Origin of the sequence: Streptomyces sp. WZ.A104 (assembly GCF_002382885.1) — a bacterium.
Taxonomy (GTDB): domain Bacteria; phylum Actinomycetota; class Actinomycetes; order Streptomycetales; family Streptomycetaceae; genus Streptomyces.
Genome location: NZ_NWVL01000005.1, coordinates 107,574 through 134,392 on the forward strand (window position 1 = coordinate 107,574; position 26,819 = coordinate 134,392).

General features: G+C 72.1%; 13 protein-coding genes and 2 pseudogenes. 9 read left to right on the forward strand and 6 right to left on the reverse strand.

Annotated elements, in window-relative coordinates; genetic code table 11:
• The first annotated feature begins 131 nt into the window (after positions 1 to 131).
• From CIB93_RS04140 to CIB93_RS04165, 6 genes are all read left to right on the forward strand, one after another.
• Complete coding sequence (locus CIB93_RS04140) at positions 132 to 1,247, forward strand: substrate-binding domain-containing protein (protein WP_096624164.1); 1,116 nt, start codon at positions 132 to 134, stop codon at positions 1,245 to 1,247.
• A gap of 216 nt (positions 1,248 to 1,463) precedes the next feature.
• The gene (locus tag CIB93_RS04145; protein WP_096624166.1) at positions 1,464 to 2,768 is read left to right on the forward strand and encodes an ABC transporter substrate-binding protein; all 1,305 of its coding nucleotides are present in this window, start codon (positions 1,464 to 1,466) and stop codon (positions 2,766 to 2,768) included.
• A gap of 119 nt (positions 2,769 to 2,887) precedes the next feature.
• Positions 2,888 to 3,880 carry a carbohydrate ABC transporter permease gene (locus CIB93_RS04150; RefSeq protein ID WP_179499953.1) on the forward strand — a complete coding sequence of 331 codons (993 nt, stop codon included), beginning with the start codon at positions 2,888 to 2,890 and terminating at the stop codon, positions 3,878 to 3,880.
• Positions 3,877 to 4,824, forward strand: a complete 948-nt coding sequence (locus CIB93_RS04155; RefSeq protein ID WP_096624168.1) for a carbohydrate ABC transporter permease — start codon at positions 3,877 to 3,879, stop codon at positions 4,822 to 4,824. The genes CIB93_RS04150 and CIB93_RS04155 overlap by 4 nt, the downstream gene beginning before the upstream one ends.
• Positions 4,825 to 4,871: 47 nt before the next feature.
• On the forward strand, positions 4,872 to 5,858 hold the full coding sequence (locus tag CIB93_RS04160; RefSeq protein WP_096624236.1) for a hydroxyacid dehydrogenase: 987 nt from the start codon (positions 4,872 to 4,874) through the stop codon (positions 5,856 to 5,858).
• Between the two features lie 36 nt (positions 5,859 to 5,894).
• Entirely contained in the window at positions 5,895 to 7,409 is a 1,515-nt protein-coding gene (locus CIB93_RS04165) for an HAD-IA family hydrolase (RefSeq protein ID WP_096624170.1), read from the forward strand.
• Between the two features lie 176 nt (positions 7,410 to 7,585).
• On the opposite strand, the pseudogene CIB93_RS04170 reads toward CIB93_RS04165, so the two are convergent.
• Positions 7,586 to 8,229: pseudogene (locus tag CIB93_RS04170) on the reverse strand (transposase); the annotation flags it as partial.
• 164 nt (positions 8,230 to 8,393) lie between these two features.
• On the opposite strand from CIB93_RS04170, the gene CIB93_RS04175 reads away from it, so the two are divergent.
• A complete protein-coding gene (locus tag CIB93_RS04175; RefSeq protein ID WP_096624172.1) occupies positions 8,394 to 8,831 on the forward strand; it encodes a glutaredoxin domain-containing protein in 438 nt (145 codons plus the stop codon).
• Positions 8,832 to 8,934: 103 nt separating this feature from the next.
• Here CIB93_RS04175 and CIB93_RS04180 read toward each other — a convergent pair whose 3' ends face one another.
• Positions 8,935 to 9,660 carry a dienelactone hydrolase family protein gene (locus tag CIB93_RS04180; protein WP_096624174.1) on the reverse strand — a complete coding sequence of 242 codons (726 nt, stop codon included), beginning with the start codon at positions 9,658 to 9,660 and terminating at the stop codon, positions 8,935 to 8,937.
• A gap of 253 nt (positions 9,661 to 9,913) precedes the next feature.
• On the opposite strand from CIB93_RS04180, the pseudogene CIB93_RS37655 reads away from it, so the two are divergent.
• Positions 9,914 to 10,147: pseudogene (locus tag CIB93_RS37655) on the forward strand (transposase); the annotation flags it as partial.
• A 62-nt stretch (positions 10,148 to 10,209) separates the two neighbouring features.
• Here CIB93_RS37655 and CIB93_RS38620 read toward each other — a convergent pair.
• The 3 genes from CIB93_RS38620 to CIB93_RS04200 form a co-directional block, all read right to left on the reverse strand.
• Positions 10,210 to 10,539 carry a hypothetical protein gene (locus tag CIB93_RS38620; protein WP_257002003.1) on the reverse strand — a complete coding sequence of 110 codons (330 nt, stop codon included), beginning with the start codon at positions 10,537 to 10,539 and terminating at the stop codon, positions 10,210 to 10,212.
• Positions 10,540 to 10,884: 345 nt separating this feature from the next.
• Positions 10,885 to 11,748: a class II fructose-bisphosphate aldolase gene (locus CIB93_RS04195; protein WP_096624176.1), complete on the reverse strand. Its 864-nt coding sequence runs from the start codon at positions 11,746 to 11,748 to the stop codon at positions 10,885 to 10,887.
• Positions 11,749 to 11,794: 46 nt separating this feature from the next.
• Positions 11,795 to 12,682: an SIS domain-containing protein gene (locus tag CIB93_RS04200; RefSeq protein WP_096624178.1), complete on the reverse strand. Its 888-nt coding sequence runs from the start codon at positions 12,680 to 12,682 to the stop codon at positions 11,795 to 11,797.
• A 295-nt stretch (positions 12,683 to 12,977) separates the two neighbouring features.
• Between CIB93_RS04200 and CIB93_RS04205 the strand changes: the two genes are divergently transcribed.
• The gene (locus tag CIB93_RS04205) at positions 12,978 to 13,742 is read left to right on the forward strand and encodes an SDR family oxidoreductase (RefSeq protein ID WP_096624180.1); all 765 of its coding nucleotides are present in this window, start codon (positions 12,978 to 12,980) and stop codon (positions 13,740 to 13,742) included.
• 179 nt (positions 13,743 to 13,921) lie between these two features.
• Here CIB93_RS04205 and CIB93_RS04210 read toward each other — a convergent pair whose 3' ends face one another.
• Positions 13,922 to 26,608, reverse strand: coding sequence for a non-ribosomal peptide synthetase/type I polyketide synthase (locus CIB93_RS04210; protein ID WP_179499959.1), 12,687 nt, complete (start codon positions 26,606 to 26,608; stop codon positions 13,922 to 13,924).
• Between the last annotated feature and the right edge of the window lie 211 nt (positions 26,609 to 26,819).

The following is a 26,819-nucleotide window of genomic DNA, read 5'->3' on the forward strand; positions in this document are numbered from 1 at the left end:
CGCGATCAGGTAGTCGCCGGTCCCGAACTCGCCGCATCGAGGCAAATCCGTGCTCGGATCGTTTCGAGCGGATGTGATCGATATGGTTGTCACAGGTCAGAGCCCAGCCGTCTCCGAGCCCAGGGGGATCCATGCGACTGCACGTCGACCAGCGCCACGAGCGAGTACTGGAGCTCGTCCGCGAGCGCGGCAGTCTGCGCGTCGCGGAACTCGCCGCGGAGCTCGGCATGTCCGCGGTCACGCTGCGCCGGGACGTCGAGGCGCTGGCGGCCCAGGGGCTGGTGGAGCGGCTGCACGGTGCCGTTGTGTGGCCCTCGGGACAGCCCCGGCCCGTACCCGCCGCCCCCTCCGCCGAAGGGCTGGTGGTGGGCATGGTGGTGCCGACCACCGAGTACTACTACGCGGATGTGGTGCGCGGCGCCCGGGAGACCGTCGAGGCCGCGGGTGCCCGGTTGACCATCGGGCTCTCCCACTACCTCCCGGACGAGGACGCGGCCCAGACCCGCCGCCTGCTGTCCACGGGAGCCGACGGGCTGCTGCTCACGCCGAGCTGGGAGCGCGGTTGCCCGGAGCCGGGCGAGGGGCTGTGGGCGGTGGAGCAGGAGACACCGGTGGTGCTGGTGGAGCGCTGGGCCCCGCTCGGCCATCCGGCGGCGGGCCTGGACCGGGTGCGCTCGGACCACGCCCACGGGGCCGCCGAGGCGGTGGCGCACCTGGCCGGGCTCGGCCACCGGGCGATCGCGCTCGCCGTGCAGGACAGCCCCACCGCGCCCCGTCTCAAGGTCGGCTACCGGGCCGCGGTCGAGGCGCTGGGACTGAGCCCGGTCCCTGCCTCACCACTGGAGAACACCCCCTCACGATCGGAGCAGGACCGGTTCGAACGGACGCTGGAGTATCTCTGTGAGGGTGTGGCGAGCGGCCATGTGACCGCCGCGATCGTGCACAGCGACGCCGACGCGATCGTTCTCATCCCCCGGCTCCAGGCCCGGGGCGTACGGGTGCCCGAGGACCTCGCGGTGATCGCGTACGACGACGAGGTCGCCTCCCTCGCCGACCTGCCGCTCACCGCCGTGGCCCCGGACAAGCGCGCCGTGGGCGCCGCCGCCGCACGGCTCCTGCTGTCCCGCCTCGGCGCGTCGGACCCGGATGCGCCGGCCGCCCGCACGGCGGGCCCCGGAGCCCGCCGCCACCTCGACATCCTGCCGGCCCTGCGCATCCGGGTCTCGTGCGGAGCCGCCGCTTCCTGACCGGGCGTCAGTCCAGGATGCCGAGAGGGATGCCGGTGCGGAGCTCGGAGCCCTGCGGTGAGGTGATGTCGGCGGGCAGCGGGACCGCGCCCCACCGCATGCGTGATCGATTCGATTGAATTGGTCATTTGCTCTTGACGGTGATCGGTTCTGCGCAAAATGATGTGTGGCGTTCGCCTCATCTCCCGCAGTCCGAGGTCTCGTAGGAGTCGGCCCATGCCCCGTAACGTCCGTACGTCCCGCATCGCCCTCGCGGCGTCCGCCGCTTCCCTGACCCTGCTCGTCACCGCCTGCGGCGGCTCGGGCTCGGACTCCTCGGCCCCCGGCGACGGCGAGCCCGTCACCCTCACCTTCTGGTCGGCCACCGCGGGCGCCAAGGAGACGGCCGACGCGTTCAACAAGGCGCACACCGGCATCAAGGTGAGGTTCTCACTGGTCCCGGCGGGCCCTGAGGGCGTCACCAAGCTGTCCAACGCGGTCAAGGGCGGCAACGCCCCCGACGTGGCGACCATGGACTACTCCGCCCTGCCCGAGTACGCCAGCGAGGGCAACCTGGAAGACCTCACCGCCGGCTCCGGCGACCTGGTGAAGAAGGAGTTCCCCGAGGCGGTCCAGTCCCTGGTCAACCTCGGTGGCTCCACCTGGGCGGTGCCCTTCGACGTCACGCCCATCCAGCTCTTCTACCGCAAGGACCTGTTCGAGAAGTACGGGGTCGACGTGCCGAAGACCTGGGCGGAGTACCGTACGGCCGCCGAGAAGATCCACCGAGGCGACCCGGACATCACCATCACCAACTTCGGCGGCGGCGACCCCGCCCTGCTCTCCGGCCTGGCCTGGCAGGCGGGTGCCCGGTGGTACGGCACCGAGGGCGACGCCTGGAAGGTGAACATCGACGACCCGGCCTCCCGGAAGGTCGCCGCCTACTGGGACGACCTCCTCGCGGACGGCCTGGCGTCCAGGACCCCGCTGTGGGGCGAGGGCGAGACCAAGGAGCGTGCCACCGGGAAGGTCGCCACCATCATCGGCGCCGCCTGGAGCGCGGGGAACTTCCCCGTCAGCTACCCCGACGCCAAGGGCAAGTGGGGCATAGCCCCGCTGCCGACCTGGGAGGGAAAGCCGAGCACCGGCATGTACGGCGGAACCTCCTACGTCGTGCCCAAGGGCAGCAAGCACACCGAGGCCGCCGCCGAGTTCATCAAGTGGGTCACGACCGACCCCGAGGCCATGACGGCCCGCCTCAGCTCGCTGAAGACCCCCAGCAGCGCCCTGCCCGCCAACGAGGGCATGCGAGCCGCGGCGGCGAAGGAGTTCGACAACTCCTACTTCGGAGACCAGGACGTCTACGCGCTGGCGGGTGAGGCCGCCGACACCATCGTGCCCGGCTGGACCTGGGGCCCGGTGCAGCAGCAGGTGACCTCGGCGCAGCTGGCCGCGGGCGGCGACCACACCAGGATGCTGAGCACCGGACAGGCGAAGGGCGAGAAGGCGGTCACCGACCGCGGCCTGAAGCTGGCCCAGTAGCCGCGCGCCCGGCCCGGGACGCAGCGTCCCGGGCCCGCCGACGCCCTCAGGACGGCCACCGCACCGAGGCCCGACCTCCAGCCGTCCCCCTCCCTCCCGACCCGCCGAAGGAGCAACAGGTGGCAGCCCCACTCGCCCGGCCGGCCAAGACCCCGCCGCCCCGGCCCGCACCGCCGGCGGCCGCCACCGCCGGACCGGGAAGGCCCGGCGCCCCGGGCGGCCCCGGCACCCGCAGCGGACAGCGCAGGGCCGTGGCGCTCTTCACCGTGCCGTTCTTCGCCCTCTTCCTTGCCGTCACCGTCCTGCCGTTGCTCTACGCGGGGTGGATGAGCCTCTTCCGGGAGGAGTCCTCCGGCCTCGGATTCGGCGGAACCGAGCGCGCCTTCGCCGGGTTCGGCAACTTCACCGAAGCCCTCGGGGACGAGGCGTTCCTCCGTTCGTTCGGGAACATCGCGCTCTACTGCGTGCTGTACATCCCCGCCATGGTCGGCGGTGCGCTCATCCTCGCCCTGCTCGTCGACTCGACCCTGGCCCGCGCCCGGCGCTTCTTCCAGATCGCCTACTTCCTGCCGCACGCCGTGCCCGGCCTGATCGCCTCGCTGATCTGGCTCTACCTCTACACCCCGGGCCTCAGCCCGGTCACCGACGCCCTCGACGCGTTCGGTGCGAGCTGGAACTTCTTCGGCGAGGACGAGGCGATCCTCTCGGTCGTCAACATCTCCGCCTGGCAGTGGACCGGCTACAACATGATCATCTTCTACGCGGGCCTCCAGGCCGTTCCCCGCGAAGTGCTGGAAGCCGCCACCGTCGACGGAGCCGGAGCCCTGCGCACCGCCCTCCAGGTCAAGATCCCGATGATCCGGCCGACCGTCGTCCTGACCCTGCTCTTCACCTGCGTCGGCGCCATCCAGCTCTTCGACGCCCCCAAACTCGTACAACTGCGGGCCAACACCATGGGCGAGGACTGGTCACCGACCATGTTCATCTACACCGCCGCCTTCAAGGGCCATGACTACGGCCTGGCCGCCGCGAGCTCGCTGCTGCTCGCCCTCGTCGCGGGCCTGCTGTCCTTCGTCGTCACCAAGCTCGGCAACCGGTGGAAGGCCTCATGAACACCCGGACAGCCACCCCCGATGCCCCGTCCGACCCCACCCGTAGAACCCGGCGCGCCCGGACCGCCCGCCGCACCGCGCCACGGCCGCCGGCCCGCGGAGGCCGCACCGGGAGCCTCACCTCCCGGGTCGTGGTGAACACGGTGCTCGCCGTCGTCGCCGTCTACACCCTGATGCCGCTGACCTGGCTGCTCATCGCCTCCACCAAGAGCTACCGGGACCTGTTCGCGACCAACCCGTTCAGCCTGGGCGACTTCGCCCTGCTGTCCAACCTGGAGGCCCTCTTCGCCCACAACGACGGGGTGTTCGTCCGCTGGCTGCTCAACAGCCTCCTCTACACCGTCGTCGCCTCCGGGCTCTCCACCCTGATCTCGGTCGCCTGCGGCTATGCCTTCGACAAGTACGCCTTCCGGGGCCGGGAGAAGCTCTTCGGTGTCGTCCTCGTCGGCGTTCTCATCCCCTCGACCGTCGTCCAGCTCCCGCTGTACCTGATGGCCTCCGAACTCGGCCTCGTCAACACCTACTGGGCCGTCCTGATCCCCAGCCTCGTCAACCCGTTCGGCGTCTACCTGGCCCGCGTCTTCTCCGAGGGGTACGTCCCCGACGAGGTCCTGGAAGCGGCCAGGGTCGACGGGGCGGGGGAGGTGCGGACCTTCGTGAAGGTCTCCCTGCCGATGCTGGCGCCCGGCTTCGTGACCATCTTCCTGTTCTCGTTCACCGCAGGCTGGAACAACTTCTACGGCGCGCTCATGATGCTCAACGACGACCGGCTCTACCCCGTCAACCTGGGCCTGTTCATGTGGAACCAGAACGTCTACCAGCAGCCCGAGCTGTACCCGCTGGTGATCATCGGGTCGCTCGTCGCCGTCGTCCCCCTGATCGTCGCCTTCCTCTGCCTCCAGCGCTTCTGGCGCTCGGGCCTCACCGCAGGAGCCGTCAAGTGAGCCACCCCGCCCCGTCCCGGCGGCCCCGCCCGCGCACTGTCCTGGCGATGAGCCGCGAGACCCGCGCGGCGGTCCTGGCCCCCGGGGCGCTGGACCGGATCGCCCGGATCGCCGACCTCGACCCCGGACTCCTCGTCACCGACTTCGACGCCGACGACCCGGCCCAGCGCGCCGGACTGCGCGACGCGGAGGTCCTGTTCACCGGGTGGGGCTGCCCGCCCCTGGGCTCCGCCGCCCTGAGCGCCATGCCCCGCCTGCGGGCCGTGATCCACGCCGCGGGCTCCGTCAAGCACCACATCACCCAGGACGTCTGGGACCGCGGCATCACCGTCAGCACCGCCGCGACCGCCAACGCCCTCCCCGTCGCCGAATACACCGTCGCGGCGATCCTCCTCTCCAACAAGCACGTCCTGCACAGCGCCCGCCTCTACCGCGAGGAACGCTCCCGCGTGAACCTCCTCACCCGGTTCCCGGCCATCGGCAACTACCGCCGCACCGTCGGCGTCGTCGGCGCCTCCCGCATCGGCCGCCGCGTCGTGGAACTGCTCCGCCCCCACGACCTGCGCGTCCTGGTCCACGACCCCTACCTCGACGAGGACGAAGCCCGTGCCCTCGGCGTCGAGCGGACCGGCCTGGACGCCCTGGTCTCCCTCAGCGACGTCGTCAGCATCCACGCCCCCGAACTCCCTTCGACCCGGCACCTGTTCGACGCCCCGCGCCTCGCGCTGATGCGGGACGGGGCGACGCTCGTCAACACCGCACGCGGCTCGCTGGTCGACACGGAAGCGCTGGTGAAGGAGCTGGCCGCCGGACGCCTCAACGCGGTGCTCGACCACACGGAACCGGAGGTCCTGCCTCCGGACTCGCCCCTCTACGACCTGCCGAACGTACTGCTCACCCCGCACATCGCGGGTTCCCAGGGCGGCGAACTCCACCGGCTCGCGGACGCCGCGGTCGACGAGCTCGAACGGTACGCCCACGGACTGCCGTTCGCCCACGGGGTGGACCCGAGCACCCTGCACCAGCAGGCCTGACCCGTATCCGTACACCTGGAGCCGTGGGAGACCGCCATGTCCCGTACCCGCCGGGTGCTCGTCGTCGGCATCGACGGGGTGCGCCTCGACACCCTGAACCGCGTGAGCACCCCGCACCTCGACACGGTGGCCGACGCGGGCTTCCTGGCCCCCGTGACCGTGGCGGAGGGCACGCCCACCATGTCGGGGCCGTGCTGGGCGACGACCGTCACCGGTGTGAACGTCAGAAAGCACGCCGTGTGGAGCAACGACTTCGACGGCCACCGCCTCGGCGTCTTCCCGGACTTCACCACCCGCCTGTCCCGCCAGGACGGCCGCCGCACCTACGTCGCGGCCGCCTGGGAACCCCTGGTCACCGTCGCCGACGGCGGCCCGATGTTCCGGCACCCCACCCGGCTCACCCACCACGCTCCGGCCGCCGACACCCCCGAGGCCTGGGAGCGGGCCGACGAGTCCACCGTGCGCGACGCGGTGAGCATCCTGACCCACGAGGACCCCGAGGCGTCCTTCGTCTACCTCGGCGCCCCCGACGAGACGGCCCATCACCTGGGCTGCGGGGCGGCCTACAAGGCGTCGATCGCGTCGGCGGACCGCCGCCTGGGCGACCTCCTCGCCGCCCTGCGCGCCCGCCCCTCGTACGAACGGGAGGCCTGGACCGTCCTCGTCGTCACCGACCACGGGCACCGGGACGAGGGCGGCCACGGCGGCGGCAGCGCGGTGGAGCGCACCGCGTGGCTGGCCTGTGCCGGCCCGGACATCACGGCCGGGGCCCGCCCCGCCCGCCCGGTCCGGCACGAGGACGTCGCCGCTCAGGTGTACGCGGCCCTGGACCGTACGCAGGACACGCACTGGACGCTCGACGGCGGCGCGGTGCCCACCGTGCCGCGCGCGGTGCTCCTCGGCATGGACGGCACGCTCGTCGACACCGAACGCCTCTGGCTGGAGGCCGCCCGGGAGGTGGCATCGGCGCACGGCCACGCCCTCACGGACGAGGAGGGCGCGGGGGTGCTCGGCCGCAACCGCGCCGACACGGCGTCCCTCCTCGTACAGCTGTGTCCGGAGCCCACGACCCTCGCCGGACTGGAATCGGAACTGGAAGACACCTTCCTCGCCGCTGTGGAAGCGGGCGTACGACTCCGGCCGGGAGCCCGCGCGCTGCTGGACCGGCTGGTGCGGGACGACGTGCCCGCCGCCCTGGTGTCGGCCTTCCCGCGCCGGGTGGTGGACACGGTCCTGCGGGCGCTGGGCGGTGAGGTGTTCCGTACGACGGTGGCGGACGGCGAGAGCGACCGTTCGAAGCCCTTCCCGGACCCCTACCTGAAGGCGGCCGCCCGCCTGGGCCTCCCGCCCGGGGCCTGCCTGGCGGTGGAGGACAGCCCCGCCGGGGTGGCCGCGGCCGAGGCGGCGGGCTGCCGGGTGCTGGCGGTCCCCTCGGCCGCGCCGATCACACCGGCCCCGGGCCGACGGGTAGGGCGCGACCTCGCGGTACTGCCGCGGGAGTGGGGGAACGGCCCGGAGGAGGCGGGAACCGGGCCCGCCTGCCTGACCTGAGCACGGCAAACGACGGGGGTCGTCCGGCGAGCCGCCCACCCGCCGGACGACCCCCGACGCACCGTCAAGCGGTGTGCACTCCCTGAGCTTGCTTCTACGGTCTGTGAGCTTTGAGGTGATTACGTTCGGTGACGCTTTCTGGGCGCCTGGTTGATTCGCCCACGTCGGAACGGGCGGCGGGCCGCGGCCTCGGAACTACGGAGCCTGGGACGGTCCAGCCGAGCGTCTGCTTCACAAAACGGAAAGTATGTTCAAGATCGAAGCACCTCAAGAACGCTTGCCACCGCAGGTCGACGTCCTCGCTGGTCATGCCGGTAAGGAGGTAAGCCGTGCGCGGCGCGTCGTAGCCGGCGTCGAAGACGACCAGGATGCCCGGGGCGCCGTCCTCACACCGGCCCTGGCCGATCAAGTCGTTCACGACACGGCGGACCTGCCGGGCGGTGACCTCGGCGACATCATCTTCGGGGCCCAGGCGGACCGAGTCCAGCAGCTGGCACCACGAGGTGCGGCACGTCTCCAGCGCGGCGACGAACGAGTAGGGCCAGCCGGGAATGAACTGGTCACTGGACCGTCCTGAGCGTCCGTAGACGTGGCAGAACAGCCGGTCGGGGCTGGTCGGCGCGTCCGGACGCAGCCACGGGGAGACACCGACGGCCAGGACCGGGCGCCCGTCGGCGGCCTTGGGCTGTGGCCGCACGGCCAGTGCCTTGCGCAGCCTGTCCGCGTCGATGCGGCCCTGGTTGAGCGCTTCGTACAACGCGCCGTGCCCACGCCGGTGTTCAGCCAGCAGCGTCAGGTCGACCGGCGAGGTCACCGGCCCGCCGGGCATCGTGGGTGCAGCAGACTCACCCCTGCGGCCTTCGTATGAGTACGGTTCTGTGACGGAACGCATGCTCATGCGGGGGTCGTCCGCCTGTCCGGCGAATGCCCAGGTGAGCGGCCTGGTTCGAGGAGCATTTCGACTCATCGGTAGCCTGTATCACCATGATGCGCGCTTGGACCTTGCCGATGCTGCTGGTACTCAGCGGCTCAGCCGTCGCGGCTGGGCAGATTCTCAAGGGGAGCCCCGGCACAGCCGCGGCACTCCTGCTGGCGTTCCTGGCGCTCGCCGGCGTGAACTCACCCCTGATCTTCCCGAGGTCGATCGGTGCGCAGGAGGCACAACGCCGCAGCGCGGTCGACGGCCGACCGGTCGTCTTCTGGCGGCCGGGCTGCAAGTACTGCATACGACTGCGCATCCGGCTGGGCCGCAGCGCCCGCCAGTTGCACTGGGTCAACATCTGGCGCGACCCGGCAGGAGCCGCAGCGGTGAGAGCAGCCAACGACGGCGACGAGACCGTGCCGACCGTCGTCGTGACGGGCCGGCCACACACCAACCCCGATCCCAGATGGGTGCGCGAACAGCTCTCCCCTCCCGCGTGATCAGAAACCGCGCCCTGCGGAGAGGCACCCGCAGACCCAACTGAAGCGCACAGAGGCTAAACGACAAGCTGAGAGCCTGTGAATAGACCGCAGTCTGCCCGGATCACTCGGTTATGGGCAGGCACTCGGCGAGCAGGTCGACGACGTCCCACCAAGCTCGGTGCGCGTGCTGAGGGTGATAACCGACCCCGGGAAGCACGATGTGGTCGACCGGTGGGTGATGGAAGGCGTGCAAGGCGCCGCCGTAGACCACGAGGCGCCAGTCGACGCCCGCGGCCTGCATCTCGGCGGTGAATGCGTCCCGTTGCGCGGGTGGCATGATCGGATCTTCCGACCCGACCCCGGCCCACACCGGGCAGCGAATGCGCGCAGCCTCGCCTGGTCGGCCCGTGGTCAGTCCGTTGACTGTCGCGATCGCGCGCAGGTCAACGCCGTCGCGCCCGAGTTCCAGCGCGATTGCGCCCCCGGTGCCGTAGCCGACGGCGGCGATCCGGTCCGGGTCGGCCCGCGGCTCGGCGCGGAGCACGTCGAGCGCCGCGTGGCCGATGCCTCGCATCCGGTCGGGGTCGGCGAGCAGAGGCATGCAACGGGCCAACATCTCCTCAGGGTCGCTCAAATAGCGCCCGCCGTGGAGGTCGAAGGCCAGCGCCACGTATCCCAGCTCGGCGAGCGCGTCGGCCCGGCGGCGCTCGACGTCGCTGATCCCCACCCCCTCGGGCCCGACCAGGACCGCGGGCCGGAGGCCGACACCGGCCGGGAGCGCGAGATGCCCGATCATCGTCAGGCCGTCGGCCGCGTAGTCGATCGTGCGCGTTCTCACTGTCGTCATGAGCCTGGACTGTAGTGATCGTCGAGCCCGGTCGGGCCGGTGTTCTGCCGTTGGCAGAAGGCAGAACTCCGGCGTATTCCGGAAACCCCGTCAGCGGTTCAGCTCAGCCCGTGTTTTATGGTCTGACCTCGAACGATGCCCCGAACGTGATCGCTCATTCGTGGATTGCGGGGACGTGAACACGGCCTTCGCCTGATCCTGTGCTCCGACGAAGGAGGCACTTGACGAGCACGAAGGCCGTGGGGGAACGAGTCTGCTGCATCACGATGCCGGGCCGGATGTGTTCGCTGTGACGTCACACTTCCGAGATGACTTCTACGCGTGCCTGCGCGCGCGTGGCGACGAACTGTACGAGCTGACGGACGCCCTGCTGTGTGCGGACGGGCCGGTGAAGAAGCCGGTGGATCTGACACTGCTGGCCGAGCATCGCCGAGGGCACGGCGTGTTGTACGCGGCGTTGAACGAAGGCCGTATCGATGTCGGCCGACCCGAGAGCATCATCGAACGGAACCGAGCCAGACCCTGACGAGGCCGTGGGAGACGCATGTTTCAACCTCTGTGGTCAGGTCGCGGCGGGGCGTAGGGCGCTGCCGCAACCTGGGCCATCGTCCGAAGATTCGCGAAGCAGGAGGCGCAGTACTCCTCGTTGATCAGAGGAACGATCTTGTCGAGGTCGGTGATGCAGCCCCAGAGGCGGGCGATGCCACTGCCGTCGAGCCCGCCCTTCAGCTCCCTCTGCACGAGGCCGCCGCCGTCGGCGTCCAGGAGGACCAGAGCCACGCCGTCGAAGTCCACACCGCGGAAGCCGTCGGGGAACAACGCGCGCAGGTGGTCCTCCCACAAACGGGCGAGTCCGCCTTCGAGCCGTGCTCCGCCCACGTCGGCGGCTGTCGCCTCTATCGCGGACGGTGGGCGAAGGAGCAGGGAGACGCCATCGAAGACGGCACGCAGCCTTGCGACAGCCCGGATCGGGCGGAGGGCGGCACTTGACTCGGCGCCCTGCGTGAGCTTGTCGCGCAGCAATCGGCTGCGGTGGGGTTCGATGGCGAGCTCGGCCGCGATGAGCCCGGCGTCGGAGGCCCGCTCGATGAGGACGTGGAGCGGTTCGTTCGTGGCCAGACGCTCAGCGAGGACGTGCTCCAGAGCGAACAGGGAATGCGTGACGGCGACGGTGGCGAACTCGCATCTGCTCGGGGCGGCCGCATCTCGCCGGCGGGTCCGACCTTAAAGAACAAGCTGAGGAGGTAGTACGGCCATCAGCCGGGCCACCGTCTGGGCCATCGCGTCCCGGCCCTCCGCCAGATAGCGGCGCGGGTCCACGCCCTGATCGTCCCGGGCGAGCCGGTCCCGTATCGCGCCGGTCATCGCGATGTTGAGCGCGGTACCGATGTTGACCTTGGCGATTCCGCCCGCCACGGCGCGGGCCAGCTCCTCGTCGGAGGCCCCGGACGACCCGTGCAGCACCAGCGGAACGGCCACGGCCGTACGCAGCCGGGTCAGCAGGCCGTGGTCGATGCGGGCGTCCCGCGAGGTCATGGCGTGCGAGGTGCCGACCGCCACGGCCAGCGCGTCGACCCCGGTGGCCTCGACGAAGGCCCGCGCCTCCTCGGGGGCCGTACGGGCCCCGGGCGCGTGGGCGTCGAGCGGGGCCTGCCCGTTCTTCCCGCCGACCTCCCCGAGTTCGGCCTCCAGCCAGAGACCCCGCTCGTGGGCCCAGACGACGGCGGCGCGGGTGGCCGCCAGGTTCTCCGCGTACGGCAGCCGGGCGGCATCGAACATCGCCGAGCTGAAACCGCAGTCCGCCGCCTGGTGCAGCAGCTCGACGGACTGCACATGGTCCAGGTGGAGGGAGACGGGGACGGCGGCCTGGTCCGCCACCTCCGCCGCGGCGCGGGCCAGCGGGCGCGCCCGCCCCCGGTGGTAGGCGACCGCGTTCTCGCTGATCTGGAGGATCACCGGCGCCCCCGCGGCCTCCGCGCCCTCGGCGATCGCTTCGGCGTGCTCCAGCGTGATGACGTTGAACGCGGCGACCGCACGCTGCTGTGCGGCGGCCTCGGCGACCAGATCGCCGGTGGCGGCGATGGGCATGGCAACTCCGGGTGAAGGTCCGTCAGAGGGTCCGTCAGGGGGGCGGTCAGGCCGTACTGCTGAGAATGACGGAACGGGTCAGATGACGCGGCCGGTCCGGGTCGAGACCGCGAGCCTGGGCGATGGCGAGGGCGAGGCGCTGGACCCGGACGAGCTCGGCCAGCGGGTCGAGGCCGCCCGCCACCCATCGGGCACCGGTCGCGTGCACCTCGTCCATCAGCCCGGCCGGGGCCTCGCCGAGCATCCAGGTCGCGGTGGAGCGGGTGGAGATGCTGATGGGGCCGTGCCGGTACTCCATGGCCGGGTACGCCTCGGTCCAGGCCAGGGCCGCCTCACGCATCTTCAGCGCGGCCTCGTTGGCGAGGCCCACGCTCCAGCCCTGTCCGAGGAAGGTGAACTGACTGCACTCCACCAGCCCGACGGGCAGCGGCTCGGCGAGCGCCACCTGGGCGTCCTCGACGACGGCGTCGGTGTGCAGGCCGAGATGGGCGCGGAGCAGGGTCAGCGCCGAGGTCGCGAAGCGGGTCTGCACGACGGACTTCTCATCGGCGAACTCCAGCACGATCGTGTCGTCGGCCATCGCCGCCATCGGGGTGTCGGGATCGCCGATCACCACCGTCCTGCGGGTCGTTCCGCCGAGCCGCCCGAGCAGGCCGAGCACCTCGGTCGTCGTCCCGGAACGGCTCAGTGCCACGACCCGGTCGTAGGGCCGCCCGGCAGGAAACTCCGACGCCGCGAAGGCGTCGGTCTCGCCCTGGCCGCTGCCCTCACGGAGAGCCGCGTAGGCCTGGGCCATGAAGTACGACGTACCGCACCCCACGACGGCGATGCGCTCACCGGCCGCCGGAAGCCGGTGGGCGAGCCCGTCCGCCATGCCTGCGGCTACCTGCCAGCAGTCGGGCTGACTGGACAGCTCCTGAGCCACGTACGTCATCTCGTCTCCCTGTCCCCGCACTCCACCGACAGCATCGATGCTTGAAGCTGCATATTAGGCCTGCGTTTCAATCAATATCAAGCAGATGTGTGCAAGGGGCCGCACGGTCGGCGCGCACCGTCCGGGCCGACGCCCGCCCGGCCGACGCGCCCCGGGCCCAGGGGTGTTCGCACCCGCGTGCGCTCGCCCCGCTTCCGGCCGGTGCATCGCGGGAGCACATTTCGCCCCGGTTCGGTGGGTAGGGTGGCTGCGCTTCGCGAAAACGGCGGAATGTTCGACGTAGGGGGATGGATTCATGGGTGCGTTGGCGGGAAAGGTCGCGTTGGTCACGGGTGCGAGCCGCGGAATCGGCCGGGCGATCGCCCGGCGGCTCGCACGTGACGGGGCCTTGGTCGCCGTCCATTACGGCGCGCGGAAGGAAGCCGCGCAGGAGGTCGTCGAGGAGATCGGGAAAGCCGGTGGTCAGGCTTTCGCGGTGGGCTCCCTGCTGGGAGTGGCGGGCGACGCCGAGGCGCTGTACGAGGCGTTCGGCACGGGAATGGCGGACCGGGGCGAGGAACCGGTACTGGACATTCTGGTCAACAATGCCGGCGTCAGCGGATCCGGACGAATAGGCGACGCCTCACCGGAGAATTTCGACCGGCTCTTCGCGGTGAACGTGAAAGCACCGATGTTCCTTATCCAGCACGGTTTGACGCTGATGCGCGATGAGGGACGGATCGTCAACATCTCGTCGGCCGCAGCCCACCGGTCCTTTCCCGAGTCGGTGACCTACGCCATGACCAAGGGAGCGGTGGAGACCCTGACGCTTGCTGTGGCAAAGGAAGTGGCGGGGCGGGGCATCACGGCGAACGCGGTGGTGCCGGGCTTCGTGGAGACCGACATGAACGCCAGACGACGCGAGACCCCCGAGGCCACGGCAGCCCTGGCGGCGCACTCCGTGTTCGGACGCATGGGCCAGCCGGCGGACATCGCCGACGTCGTGGCCTTCCTCGCCTCCCAGGACGCACGCTGGGTCACCGGCCAGTGCATCGACGCCACAGGAGGCACCGCACTCTGAACCGCTGCCCGGCAGCCGGAGGGGCTTCGTACTCAGCGCTCCACGTGTCCTTCGCGCAGCGGACCACCGGTCAGATCGAGCACTTGGAGAGCCGCCGCGACCAGCGGCCGAGGATCGGCCCGCCGGGCCAGAACGAGGTGCCCGCCGAGCAGAACCCGTTCCGCGACGCCCAGCGGAAGCTAACGGCTCCCTCCACCCGGCGCGACCGCTTTGCCCGCCCACGGAACCAGGGAGTCCACGTCGATCGCGTGGGTGAGCAGATGGAGGGGCGCCGCACGCGTCCCGGTCGCCTCCGCCGCCGCCCAGTAGGCCAGGGCGGTGGTGCTGTCGACCGGGCCGCGGACGAGCGGAACGCCCGCCTCGGAGGAGTGGAGCAGGGACTCCAGCCGGCACGACGCGATCGTGCCGGGCAGCCACGGCTGCGCCGCGTACCCGCTTGCCGCGGCGGCGGGCAGCCCGTCGGCCACGTGCCGTTCGGTGGCGCCGACGGTCAACAGCCCGCCGCCCGCGACCAGGACATCCTTCGACCGCCCCATCCGGCCGATGGCGCGATGCGTGTCGAAGCAGTGCGGGAAGGAGTCGTCGATCACCGTCGTACCGGGTTCGAGGCGGTCGACGTCGAGGAGCGTGCCGCCCCCGCTGACCGCCGCCACGATCAGGCGCGCCCCGTACACCTCCCCCGGAAGCCCCCGATCCGAATCGATCACGTCCACCGCGCCGGCGAGCCCGCGCTCGCGGAGGCTCCTGGCGAGTTCCTCCAGGCGCGGTCCGCTGCCCCGTACGTCGCAGAGCAGCAGCCGGGCGGGCGGGCGTCCCGCCAGGCCGAGCAGCAGCTCCAGCGAGGACGAGCCGATCGAGCCGAGGCCCACGAACGCCACGGTCACGTCGGACAGTTCCTGCTGACGCGCATCGAGTGCGGCGTGCACGGTCTTCACGACGGAGACGACGGTTGCCGCGTGCCCGGTGGTGACGGCGGCACCGGTCGTACCGGTGGCGCGCAGGACGTCGAACCCGTAGCCGGTGAGCGACGGGATCATCCCGGCGAGAGACACGGACCGCGCGCCGAGCGACGAGGCGAGGTCCACACCGCGGGCGGTGTGGCCGAGCAGCGAGTCGCCGGGAGCGAGTTCGTCCGCGAACAGCGGGACGCACACGAAGCCCGACCGGCCCAACGGCGTACTCAGCGTTTCCAGGAGCCGCGGGCGGCCGCCGGGGAAGAGCAGCGTCCGCAACTCCTCACGCGGCAGCGCCTCTTCCGACAGCCCCGCCAGCCGCGCCAGCTGGCCCGGGGACGGGAGATAGCCGACGAGCGCGGCATCCATGCGCTGTTGGTCCGGGCCGGGGCCGGTGCCGGGGCCTGGTGCCGGGCCGGTGCCGGTGCCGCTCGGGCGTCCGAGGGCACGGCCCTGGACTCCTGCCGATGCATGAACCGACGCGGAGGAAGCCGCCGCGTGTGTCAGGTTCTCGCGCACCGTCTCCGCGAACGCCGCCAGCCCCTCCGGGGTGAACGCCGCTGCGGCCGCGCGGACGGTCAACCGCAGTCGCCCGGCGTCCAGGCGGGCCGACAGGAACACGTCCGTACCGACCGGAGGTGGTGTGTACACGCTGTCCCCGTCCTCCTGGATGACCCGCAACGTCTGTCCGCTCTCCGGCCCCAGGGCGGAGAAGTCCAGATAGGTGAAGAAGAACTGCGAGGCCAGGGGCAGCCCGTTGGGCAGGGACGGCACAGGCCCCTCGTGGGTCCGCGCCGCTGTCGCCTCGGCGGCGATCCGCCGCAGATCGTCCTCGAACGCCGCCTCGGCGGGCCGCCCGGACTCCGCCTCCGTACCGGCGGCCGGCCGCAGCGGCACAGCCGTGGCGTAGGGCCCGAACACCCGGTGGACATCGGGCTGAGCGGAATGATCCCTGCCGCTCACGGCCAGGCCGAGCACCAGGTCCGCCCGGCCGGTCGCCGCCACGAGGGCACGGTAGTAGGCGGTCAGGACCGGGGCGTGGAGGGTGGTGCCGACGCGGGAGGCGAGTCCGCGCAACTCCGTCACGTGACCGGCATCGACCACGAAGCTGTGGGCGTGGAACGCCGGACGTAGGCCGCCCGGCACGACCACTTCGGCCTCCCCCTCCTTTCCTGTCGGCCCGTTCCCGGAGCCGAGGACGGGGCGGAGAACGGGGCAGGGGTAGGGAGCGCTGAGCCGCGCCCATCGGGCCCCGCCATCGCCAGCACGGTCGCCGGTGGCACCGGCCGCGTTCGTCCCGCCCGGCGTACCGGTCGAGTCCGCCGGTACGGCGGCACGCACGGCGTAGTCGCGGAAGGTGCCGCGCAGCGGAGCCAGCACCGGCTGTTCGCCCTCGGCCGACGCGTCGTACACGGCCATCAGCTCCCGTACGAGCAGGGCGGCGCTGTAACCGTCACCGATGATGTGGTGGGCGTGCACCACGAGGACGTGCTCGTCGGGGGCGAGGGTGAACACCCGCAGACGCAGTAGGGGCCACGCCCAGAGTTCGAAGCGGCGCGCCCGCTCGGAGTCGATCCTCTCGTCCAGGTGGTGCGGTTCGGAGAGCGTCTCGAATTCGACCGGCAGGCGCAGTGAGGGCGGGAGTTCCTGCTGGACGGCCGGGCGCGCCCCGGCGGGGAAGACGGTGCGCAGCATCGGGTGTCGGGCGACGAGGGCGTCCACCGCGCTCTGGAAACGAGCGGTGTCCAGGGGACCGAGCAGCCGCAGCCGGGTGAGCCAGGACGAGGTCGATCCTGGGGCGATGGCTTCGGCCAGCAGGAACCCTCGCTGGGTGGGCGTCAGAGGGAAGGGGCTGGGGCCGGGGCCGGGCCCTGCGTACGAGAGCTCCCCGACGCCCGCCATGCCCGTACCGGCATCCATGCGCGTCCCGGTATCCGTGCCCGTACCGGCATCCGTTTCCGTGCCGGGCGTCGCGGGGGCCCCGTTGTCCACGGCGGTGGCGAGGGCCGCGAGGGTGCGGTGGCGGTAGATGACGGTCGGCCGGGGGAGCGGCCCGCCCGTCCCCTCCAGCCGGGCGAACACCTCCAGGACGAGCAGGGAGTCGCCGCCGAGGGCGAAGAAGTCGTCCTCGCGGCACACGTCGCCGGTCCCGAGCAGCTCGGACCAGATACGCGCCAGCCGGATCTCCGTCGGCGTCCGTGGCGGTGTCCGCCGGGGCGTCTCCGCAGGCCCGGCCGAGTCCGACACCGCCGCAGCCCGGAGTGCGAGGAGCTGTCGGCGGTCGATCTTGCCCGTACCCGTGAGCGGCAGGCTGTCGACCGAGGTGATCCGGGACGGAACCAAGTACGGCGGCAGGGTCTTCCCGAGATGCAGCCGCAGTTCGACCGCGTCCGCGCCGGACGTCCCGGGCCTGGGCGTCACGAACGCGGTGAGGCGGCCGTCCTGGAGCAGGACGACGGCGTGCGTGACGTCCTCGTGCGTCTGGAGCACCGCTTCGATCTCACCCGGCTCGATGCGGTGACCGCGCACCTTCACCTGGTCGTCGAGCCGCCCGAGGAATTCCAGGCCGCCGTCCGCCGACCACCGCACACGGTCCCCGCTGCGGTACCAGCGCCGCCCCCGCCGTGTCGTGAACGCGGCCTCGGTCAGGTCGGGTTCGCCGAGGTATCCGGAGGTCAGGCCGATTCCGGCGATGAGCAACTCACCGGCCTCACCGGGCCCGAGGGTCCGACCGTCGGGGCCGACGACCTCCACCTCCGTACCGGCCACCGGGCGGCCGATGGGCAGTCGCCGTACGTCGTCGCCGGGCCGGGCGCTGATGATGTGGCAGGTCGTGTTGATGGTCGCTTCGGTCGGCCCGTACAGGTTGGCGATGCGCTGACCGTCGCCCAGGAGGTCGAACCAGCGGCGCACATGAGCGGGCGGCAGAGCCTCGCCGCCGACATGAACCCACCGGAGCGCGCCCAGGTCCGGCCGCGGGCCGCCGCTGCGTATCCGCTCCTCGGCGGCGGTCAGCAACTGTTCCCACAGCGTCGGCACCGAGCTCCACACAGTGATCCGGGTGCGTTCGACGTGCGTCAGCAAAAGACTGGGGTCGCGCAGCAGATTCCACGGCACCGCCACCACGGTCGCTCCGACGAGGAGCGGGGCCAGGAGCTGGCGGACGGAGGCGTCGAAGCAGATCGAGGCCGTCTGGGCGAGCCGGTCGTGGGCGTCGTATCCGAAGGTGCCGATCGCCCAGTCGAGGTAGTTCTCCATCGACCGGTAGGTGATGGGCACGGCCTTGGGGCGGCCGGTGGAGCCGGAGGTGAAGATGACGTACGCGATCGACTCCGCGTCGACGGCCCCCTCGGGCAGCTCCCGTACGTTGTCCTGCCCCTGTTCGGACCCTTGCGCGCACTCGGGGGCCGGTACGTCCACGGGCACCTGGGTGACGTCGCGCAGTGCGTCCCCCGCCGCCCGGGTGGGGGCGTGGCAGAGCACCGTACGCACACCCGTGCGGGCGATCTGGTCCGCGAGGCGCGCGGTCGGGTGCCCGGCGTCCAGCGGCACCCAGCCCGCCCCGGCCCGCAGGATCGCGACGACCGAGACGACGGTGTCCGCGCCGGGTTCGGTGAGCAGCCCGACGAGGCTTCCCGGGGTGACGCCGTGGGCCACGAGCCGGGCGGCGACCGAGCGGGAGGCCTGGTCGAGTTCCGCGTAAGTCAGGGCGCCGGACCCGGTACCGGTGTCGACGGCGACCGCGTCAGGGGTGGCCCGGAACCGGTCGAGCAGCCGCCGCACGATGGTCGCCGACGACCCGGTGCCGGAATCGGACAGTGTGCCGGCGGCAGCCGTCAGCTCGTCGTGGAAGTCACGGTCGAGCCGCGCCACCGTCGCCGGATCGAAGAGGCGGGCGGGGAAGTTCCACGAGAAGCGCAGGATCGTCCCGTCCTGCCAGCACAGCAGGCTCAGCCGGGTCGCGGGGGTTCCGGTTCCGGCCGCGGCCGGTCGTACGGTCACGGGGCACCGCTCGTCGAGGGCGGCCGGAAAGCGCGCGAAGCTGAAACCCGCCGGGCTCACGGTCCGGAGCCCGTCTCCGGTGAGTCCGGCCGGTAGCAGCCGGGCCAGATCGAGGCTGGTCGGCGCGGCGTGCTGTTCGCTCTCCAGCCATACCCGCCCGAGCCGCTCGGCCAGCGTCCACACCGACTCGTCCGGGTCCGTGTCGCACAGCAGCGGGAGGGTGTCGGCCAGTGGCCCGACCAGCCGGTCCACACCGGCCAGACGGACGTCCCGCCGCGCGCGGGCGACGTTCACCGCGATCTCGCGCTGCCCGCTCCACCGGGCCAGACACCGAACGTGGACGGCGAGCAGCAGGTGGAACAGGCTCACACCGTGCGCGGCGGCCCGCTCCTCCAACGTGCCAGTGAGCACCGAGTCGAGGGCGCTCTGGTGGGTGGTCAGGGGAGGCGCCGGAAGAGCGGCCGGATCACCGTCGTACGGCAGCGGCAGCCGCGGTGCTTCACTCCGGGAGGCCAGCCGGTGCGCCCAGTAGCGCCGATCGGAGTCGAGGGCCGCCGCACCGGCCGAGGAGGCACGCTCTTCGGCGGCAGCGGAGGCGTACCCGGCGAAATCCGTTCCTGGAGCGGGCAACGCGGGCTCGTCCCCGTGGGCGAGGGAGGTGTAGAGCGACCAGAGCTCCTCACCGAGGATGTTGAGGCTGTAACCGTCCCCGACAGCGTGATGGATGACCAGCAGCAGATGGGCCAGCTCGGAGCTCTCCCGTACGAGGACGGCACGTACGGGAGGCTCGGCGGCGAGGTCGAACGGCCGGTTGCACAGGGCGGTTTCCAGCTCCTCGACGCGGCCGTCGAGCCCGTCACGTACCGCGTACCAGGCAGTGACGTCGACGGCGGGTGCGACGTACTGCTGCGGGCGCGTCGTGCCCCTCCCGTCCGTGCTCCTCCCGTCCGTGGCGCTCTCGATGCGGATGCGCAGCATGGAGTGCCGGTCGGCGAGCAGTGCGAGAGCCCTGCCGAGGAGCCCGGTGTCCAGAGGACCGCGGACGGTTTGGCGGACGTAACCGTGGGCGGGGACGTCCGGATGGAGCCGACTGCTGGTGTGGAGGGCCAGTTGGACGGGGGTGAGCGGGAACGGTACGCCCTCGGGGACGGGGTCCCGGCCGGAAGCCGGCCCGTGCCCCGATGCGCAGGGGGATGCGGGTGACGGGGCGTCGAGGTGCGCGGCCAGCTCCCGGACGGTCCGGTACTCGAAGAAGAGGGTTGCGGGCAGCGCGGTGCCCCGCTCCCGTTCGAGCTGCCTGACCAGGTCGACGGCGGCGAGCGAGTCGAGACCGAGGGTCAGGAACGGTTCGTCGTCCGGAATCTCGGCGGGAGACAGCCGCAGCGCCGCGGCCAGGAGCCTGCGCAGCAGGGCAGCGGTGTCCGTGCCGGAGCCGGTCGTTCCTTCCCTGGCCGTCGGCGACGGCCAGGGCTGTGCGTCCGGTACGAACCCGGGTGCCGTGCCGCGCACCGGAACCGTCCCGGCCGGTCGCTCCTGGCGCCCGGCGGGCGGGGAAGAGTACGCGGAGGAGGGCGCGAGGTCGGCGAGGACGAGCTGTGCCGCATCGACTCCCCATGCCGTACGGAGAGCCGCCAGCGCGGGCGCGGTGGCCACGGGCCGCCCGCCGGGCCGAGATACGAGGGAGGCGTGCGCCCCCGGACTCGTACCGGGCACAGCCCTCGCCCCCGCCCCCGTCCCCGTACTGAGGCCTGCGGTCATGCCGGTCTCGGCGAACGCGGCGAGGTTCACGGACTGCCACGGGCGGCCGGACGCCCGCTCCGCGGCGGCGAAAGCGTCGAGGAAGGCGTTGGCCCCGGCGTAGTCCCCCAGAGCGCCCGCCAGACCGGGCAGGACGGCGGAGACGGAGGAGAACGCCACACAGACCGCAGGGCGCAGCCCGTGCCGCCGCAGAGCCAGTGAGAGCAGCAGACTGCCACGCGTCTTGGCGGCCAGAGCCTCCGCAGCCTCCTCGCGGGTCCTGCTGCGCAGGGTGCCGGGCCGCACGACTCCCGCCGCGTGGAATACGGCGTCCAGGTGGGGGAGCGCGGCGATCAGGGCGTCGACGTCGGGCTCCCGCGACACGTCGGCCATGTGGTAGCGGACGGTGGCCCCGAGCGCGCGGAGTTCCTCGGTCAGGCCGGTGGGCAGACCGGGGGAGCGCCCGGCGAGGACGAGCGTCGGCCGCCCCTTCGAGGCCAGGTCGCGGGCGAGGGCGGCCCCGATTCCGCCGCCGCCCCCGGTGATGAGGAAGGTGCCGTCCGGCGGGAGCGTGGTGCTGCCCGGCGTGAGTGAGGACGGTGCGGAACCTGTCGATGTCGAGGAGTCGCCGGGAGGAGGTACGTCGGCATCGGCCAGCGGCGGGACGGCGCGGGTGAGCCTGCGCCCCGCACGCCAGGCGATGGTCCCGGCCTCCCCGGGAGCGCCGTCCGCCCTCAGCTCGGCGAGCACGGCCTCCAGCCGCAGGGCGGGGGTGTCCAGCGAACAGAGGTCGACGCCGATGGCCGAACTGCCCGGCGTCTCCTGGGGCACAGCCAGTAGAAGCCCGGTGAGGAGGGCATGGGCGGGTCGTGGCCTCTCGGGTGCGGCCCCCGTGGTGTGAACGTCCTCGGTGAGGACGAGCAGCCGGCTCGCGCCGGTCTCGTCGAGGTGTGCGAGCGCCGTGTCGAAGGCCGCCAGCGCGGCGTCCTGGGCGCGGTTGAGGGTCTCGCCGTCGTGCTGCTCCGGAGCGGGACCGGCCACCAGGACCACGGCGTCCGGCTGCCCGTCCGCGCTGCCGTACACCTGGATGTCCTCGGCGGCGAGCTGCGCGGAGAGGGCGTTGACAGACGCGGTGTCAGGACCCGTCAGGAGCACCGATCGTACGGCTGCCGGGGGCCCGGGCAGCGGAGTGTCCTGCCACTGGACCCGGTGCAGCAGCGGGCTGGTGGGCGGGTCCGCCCAGTACCGGGTGCGCTGGAAGGGGTAGGTGGGCAGGGGGACCAGGCGGCGGTCAGCGTCGAGCGCGGTACGGTCCAGGGGCACACCGCTCGACCAGAGTCGTCCGACGGTCTCCAGAAGTGCCCCGCGCCCGAGACGCCCGTCACCGGGAGCCGAAGCGGAGGACGAGCGGCTGTCGGAATCCGCAGACAGGGCGGACAGCATGACTACTCGGCCACGGCCGCCAGAACCACCACGATCACTACCGGCGGCACGATCACTACCGGAGGCACCGGAGGCACCGGAGGCACCGGAGGCACCGGAGGCACCGGAGGCACCGGAGGCACCGGAGGCACCGGAGCACCCACCGCCACCACCACGGCTCGCGGCACGGACCGGACCCAAGAGCGTCCCGCCCCGCCCCAGTTCCACGAACGTGTCGTAACCCTCGCTCGTCATGCGCTGCACGGCGGCCCCGAACCGCACCGGCCGCAGGGCGTGTTCGCGCAGGTAGTCCGGATCGAGGACCGGCTGCCAGGCGCCGGTGACCGTGCTCATCAGCGGGGTGGACGGGGTATGAGGGGTGAGCTTCCGCGCCGCGTCGGCCAGCCGTTCCGCGATGGGCCGCATGAGAGGTGAGTGGAAGGCCCGGGAGACGCTCAGTCGTCGTACGGGAACACCCTGAGCGTCGAGGTCGCGGGCGGCGCTTTCCACTGCCGGAACGTCACCGGAGAGGACCAGCAGCCCAGGACCGTTGTACGCGGCCACGACGAGGGCACCGCCGGACTCCGCGACCACCGAGGCAACGGCCTCCTCGCCCCCTCGGACGGCGAGCATCGCACCGTGCTCGGTGAACTCGCCCATGAGACGGCCGCGTTCGGCTGCGAACCGTACGGCGTCCGCCAGACTCAGCGCCCCGCTCGCACAGGCGGCGGCGATCTCCCCGACGCTGTGCCCGGCGACCGCGTCGGCCTCCACGCCCCAGCTCCGCAGCTGACGGGCGAGCGCCACCCCGGAAGCGACCAGCAACGGCTGCGCCACCTCCGTCATGGCGGCGAGGGCCTCCACCTCCCTGTCCGGATTCAGGCCCCAGTCCAGCAGGGGCCGCCCCCGTACCGGGCCGAGGAGCGCGGACGCCTCGTCGAGCGTGTCCCGGAACACCGGTGCCGTCCGGTACAGGGCGCCGCCCCGGTCGGGGAAGTGCGCCCCCTGCCCGGGAAAGAGGAAGACCACGCGCGGCCGGGACCGAGCGAGACTCCCCGCAGCAGACGCAGCAGACGCAGCAGACGCAGCAGACGCAGCAGACGCAGCAGACGCGTCGGCGAGCCGGTCCCGCAGGTCCCGCAGGTCCTCGTCCGCGACGAGTGCGAGCCGATACGGACCGTCGTCCCGGGAGGTGCTCGCCGTCCGGCAGACGTCCCCTTCGCCCAACTGCGGGTGACGGTCCAGATGGTCGGCGAGCTGCGACGCCGCCTCCCGCAGCCCGGCCGCGCTGCGGGCCGAGAGGGTCAGCAGGTGGGGCCCGGCGTCCGTACGGCCTAGCCCGGCGCGGGTCGGTGGGGGCGGGGCCTGTTCGAGGACGGCATGGGCGTTGGTGCCGCCGAAGCCGAAGGCATTGATCCCCGCGACGAGCGGCCCGGCCGACGTCCAGTCACGGGCCTCGGTCACCACGGAGAAGCCGGCGGGCGCGAGGCCGGGGGAGGGCGGCGTGTGATGGAGCGAAGGGGGCAGCCTGCGATGGCCCAGAGCGAGCACCACCTTCACCAGTGCGGGCAGAGCGGCCGCGTTCAGCAGATGACCGATGTTCGTCTTCACCGAACCGAGCAGCCGCGGTTCGCCGCCGGGCCGTACCGGAAACGCGTGGGCGAGCGACCGCAGCTCGATCGGATCGCCCACGGCTGTGCCCGTTCCGTGAGCCTCCACGTAGGTCACCGATGCCGGGTCGACGCCTGCCTCCTGGTAAGCCCGGGTGATGACCTCGCGCTGGCGCAGGGGGTTGGGGGCCATGAGGCTCAAGGACCGGCCGTCGTTGTTGACGGCCGTCGCGCGGACGACCGCGAGCACGGGGTCGTCGCCGAGCCGGGCCGCGTCCAGGCGGGTCAGGGCGAGGGCGGCGCCGCCCTCACCGGGCACGAAGCCGTCGGCATCGGCACTGAAGGCGCGGCTGCGCCCGGTGGGGGAGAGGGCCTGCGCCTCCTCCAGCAGGCGGTGACCGGTGGACGTGAGGTGCAGGTTGACCCCGCCCACGACGGCGAGGTCGCACTCCCCGTCCAGCAGGCTGCGCCGGGCCAGATGCAGGGCCACCAGCCCCGAGGAACAGGCAGTGTCCACGGCGAGCGCGGGACCGTCGAGGTCCAGGCTCTGGGAGACGCGGGCCGCGATGAGGTTGGGCAGGTTCCCCGTGAGCGAGGCGGGCAGCGGGGACCCGTCGGCCGAGGCGCGGTCCAGGACCGCCCGGTAGCCGCTGTCGCCGACGGCCGCGAAGATCCCGATGCTGCGGCCGCGCCGACGGGGCCCCGCGTAACCGGCACGTTCGAGGGCCTCATGGGAGAGTTCGAGGAAGAGCCGGGCCTGCGGGTCGAGCGCGCGGGCCTCGTCGTCACCGATGCCGAAGTACGCGGCGTCAAAACCGGCGGTGTCGTCGAGGAACGCGCCCCAGCGTTGTCGTCGGCGCTGTCCGTCAGGGCCGTCCGGAGTCGCCCCCCTCTGCCCGGCAGCGTCCCAGCGCCCTTCCGGTACGGAGGTTACGGCGTCGTGCCCGCCGGTGAGCAGGTCCCAGAAGGCGTCGGGGGTGTCGGCGCCGGGGAATCGGCAGGCCATTCCGATGACGGCGGTCGCAGGGACGGGGGAGCCGTGCGGACCGGCCCCGTTGTTGTCACCTTCCATGACACGCGGCGGCACGGCGTCTCCCTCGGCCCGGGACTCACGCTCTCCGGCCCGGGACCCCGGTGCGACGGTCAGGAGGTGGGCGGCGAGTTCCGCGACCGTTCCGTGGTCTCGGATCACCGCGGGCGGGAGCGTCACGCCGAACGCCTCCTCCAGCGCGACCAGGACTTCCATCGCCTTGAGGGACGTCCCGCCGAGGCTCCCGAACCGCTCGTCGCGGCCGACCGCCGGTGCAGGCAGCTCCAGCACCCGCGCCCACACATCCCGCACGACGGCTTCGGCCTGGGCCCGAGGGAGAGGCGCCTCAGCCCTCGAAGTGGGCGTTTCCGTACGTGCTCGGGGGGACGCAGCCGCCCGCGAAGAGCCCGCTTCCATGCGAACGGAAGCCATGGAAGCCGCAGAAGGTACGGAAGAGACTGCCGCCGCTCCCGGGCCTCCCGCCCCCCAGGCCCCCGCCTCGAACCGCTCACGCAACCGCTGCCGTTGCAGCTTCCCGCTCGTCGTCCGGGGGAATGCACCCGGGGGCAGCGCCAGCACCCGCACATCGTCGTGCAGCAGCGCCTCACGTACACGGGCGGCGACCCGTTCCAGAACGTCCGACGCGTCGTGCGGCGGGCGGGCCCAGGGGACGAACACCACGACCCGTTCCCCGCCGCTCACCGGATCGGTCGAACCGATCACCGCGGGAGCACCGGCCGGCAGCCCGGGTGTCTCCGCCGCGATCTCTTCCATGTCCGGGGCGTGGAAGGTACGGCCGTTGAGGAACAGTACGTCTTTGTGGCGTCCCGTCACGCACAGCCGTCCGTCCCGCAGGAACCCAAGATCGCCGGTGCGCAGCCACCCGTCGGCGAAGGCCTCGGCGCTCACCTCGGGGAGGCTCTGGTAGCCACGGGCCAGCTGCGGACCGCTCACCATGATGTGCCCGACCCGCCGGTCCCCCAGAACGGAGTCCGCGTCGTCGACGATCCGCACATTGCACCCCGCCACCGGCACGCCGACGTCCATGAACTCGACGGCTTCCGGTCCGGGTTCGGCGTCGACCGCCTCCCCGACGCTCAGCGCCGCACGGTCCAGGACCAGTGGCTCGGCGACCTCCCCCGGCGGCGGGAACGTCACCGCCAATGTGGCCTCCGCGAGCCCGTAGACCGGTTGGGAAGCCGCCGGGTCCAGCCCCGCCGGACGCATCTTGCGGGCGAAGTCGCGCCACACCGCGGGCGCGATCGGCTCCGCCCCCACCAGGATCAGCCGGACGCCCGACAGGTCCAGCCCCTCGACGACCTCGTCGGGAACGCGTCGTACGGCCAGGGCCAGGGCGAAGTTGGCCGCGGAGAGCACGGTGGCCCGATGCCGGTCGGCCGTCTCGAACCACACGCGGGGCCGCTTGGCGAACGACAGCGGACCGATCTTCACCTGCTTGGCGCGGGCGGCCAGGGGCGCGAGATGCGTGCCGATGAGCCCCATGTCATGGAAGTACGGCATCCAGCTGACCACCACGTCCTCGGCGCCGAGTGTCGAGGCGCCGCGTATCTGCTCCAGGTTGGCCAGCACCGCGCCGTGCGTCACCTCCACGCCCTTGGGCGTACCGGTGCTCCCCGAGGAGAACTGCACGAACGCGACCTCGTCCTGCCCGGCGTTCCCGGTCGCAGGCTCCGGTAGCTCCGGCCCTTCCCGCAGCACATCGAGGCTCAAAGCACGCACACCGCACGGTAGTTCACGGGCCAGCGGAGCGTTGGCCGCATCCACGACGACGGGCGGCCGGCCCAGGTGCTCCCAGACCGGCAGGACCCGCCGGACATCCGGGGCCAGCGGTACCGGAACGAGACCGGCCGCTAGCGCACCCCAGAACATCGGCTGGAAGTCCTCGCTGCGATCGGCGAGCAACGGCACGCAGGTACCCGGCGCGACCCCCGCTTCCCGCAACCCGCCCGCCACCCGCAACGCATCGTCCAGAAGCTCGCGCAGAGTGACGGTCAGCTCGCTGCCGTCACCGCAGACATGGACGACGACCTGTCCGGGAGCCTCACGGGCCGCGCCCAGCAGTACATCCAGCAGTGTCATGTCGTGGTCCACCGGTCCGTCGGTCCGTTCTTCACGCACGCGCGGCAACGCACGCACTGATCGAATTCCCCGGAATGATCATAAAAACGCGCTGATCACGAAGAGTCCACCGACGGGAGGAGACGGCCTGCTCCCTGAGACTGACGTCCGCACAAGGGAGCGGCGAGGAGCGGCGAGGAGCGGAGAGGGGTGGCGAGGAGCGGCAAGAGGAGAGGAAATGGGC

Coding starts and splice junctions, on each gene's coding strand:
- CIB93_RS04165 (WP_096624170.1), top strand. CDS start 5,895: ATGTCCCGTACCCGCCGGGTGCTCGTCGTCGGCATCGACGGGGTGCGC.
- CIB93_RS04175 (WP_096624172.1), top strand. CDS start 8,394: ATGATGCGCGCTTGGACCTTGCCGATGCTGCTGGTACTCAGCGGCTCA.
- CIB93_RS04145 (WP_096624166.1), top strand. CDS start 1,464: ATGCCCCGTAACGTCCGTACGTCCCGCATCGCCCTCGCGGCGTCCGCC.
- CIB93_RS04195 (WP_096624176.1), bottom strand. CDS start 11,748: ATGCCCATCGCCGCCACCGGCGATCTGGTCGCCGAGGCCGCCGCACAG.
- CIB93_RS04140 (WP_096624164.1), top strand. CDS start 132: ATGCGACTGCACGTCGACCAGCGCCACGAGCGAGTACTGGAGCTCGTC.
- CIB93_RS04200 (WP_096624178.1), bottom strand. CDS start 12,682: ATGACGTACGTGGCTCAGGAGCTGTCCAGTCAGCCCGACTGCTGGCAG.
- CIB93_RS04160 (WP_096624236.1), top strand. CDS start 4,872: ATGAGCCGCGAGACCCGCGCGGCGGTCCTGGCCCCCGGGGCGCTGGAC.
- CIB93_RS04155 (WP_096624168.1), top strand. CDS start 3,877: ATGAACACCCGGACAGCCACCCCCGATGCCCCGTCCGACCCCACCCGT.
- CIB93_RS04205 (WP_096624180.1), top strand. CDS start 12,978: ATGGGTGCGTTGGCGGGAAAGGTCGCGTTGGTCACGGGTGCGAGCCGC.
- CIB93_RS04180 (WP_096624174.1), bottom strand. CDS start 9,660: ATGACGACAGTGAGAACGCGCACGATCGACTACGCGGCCGACGGCCTG.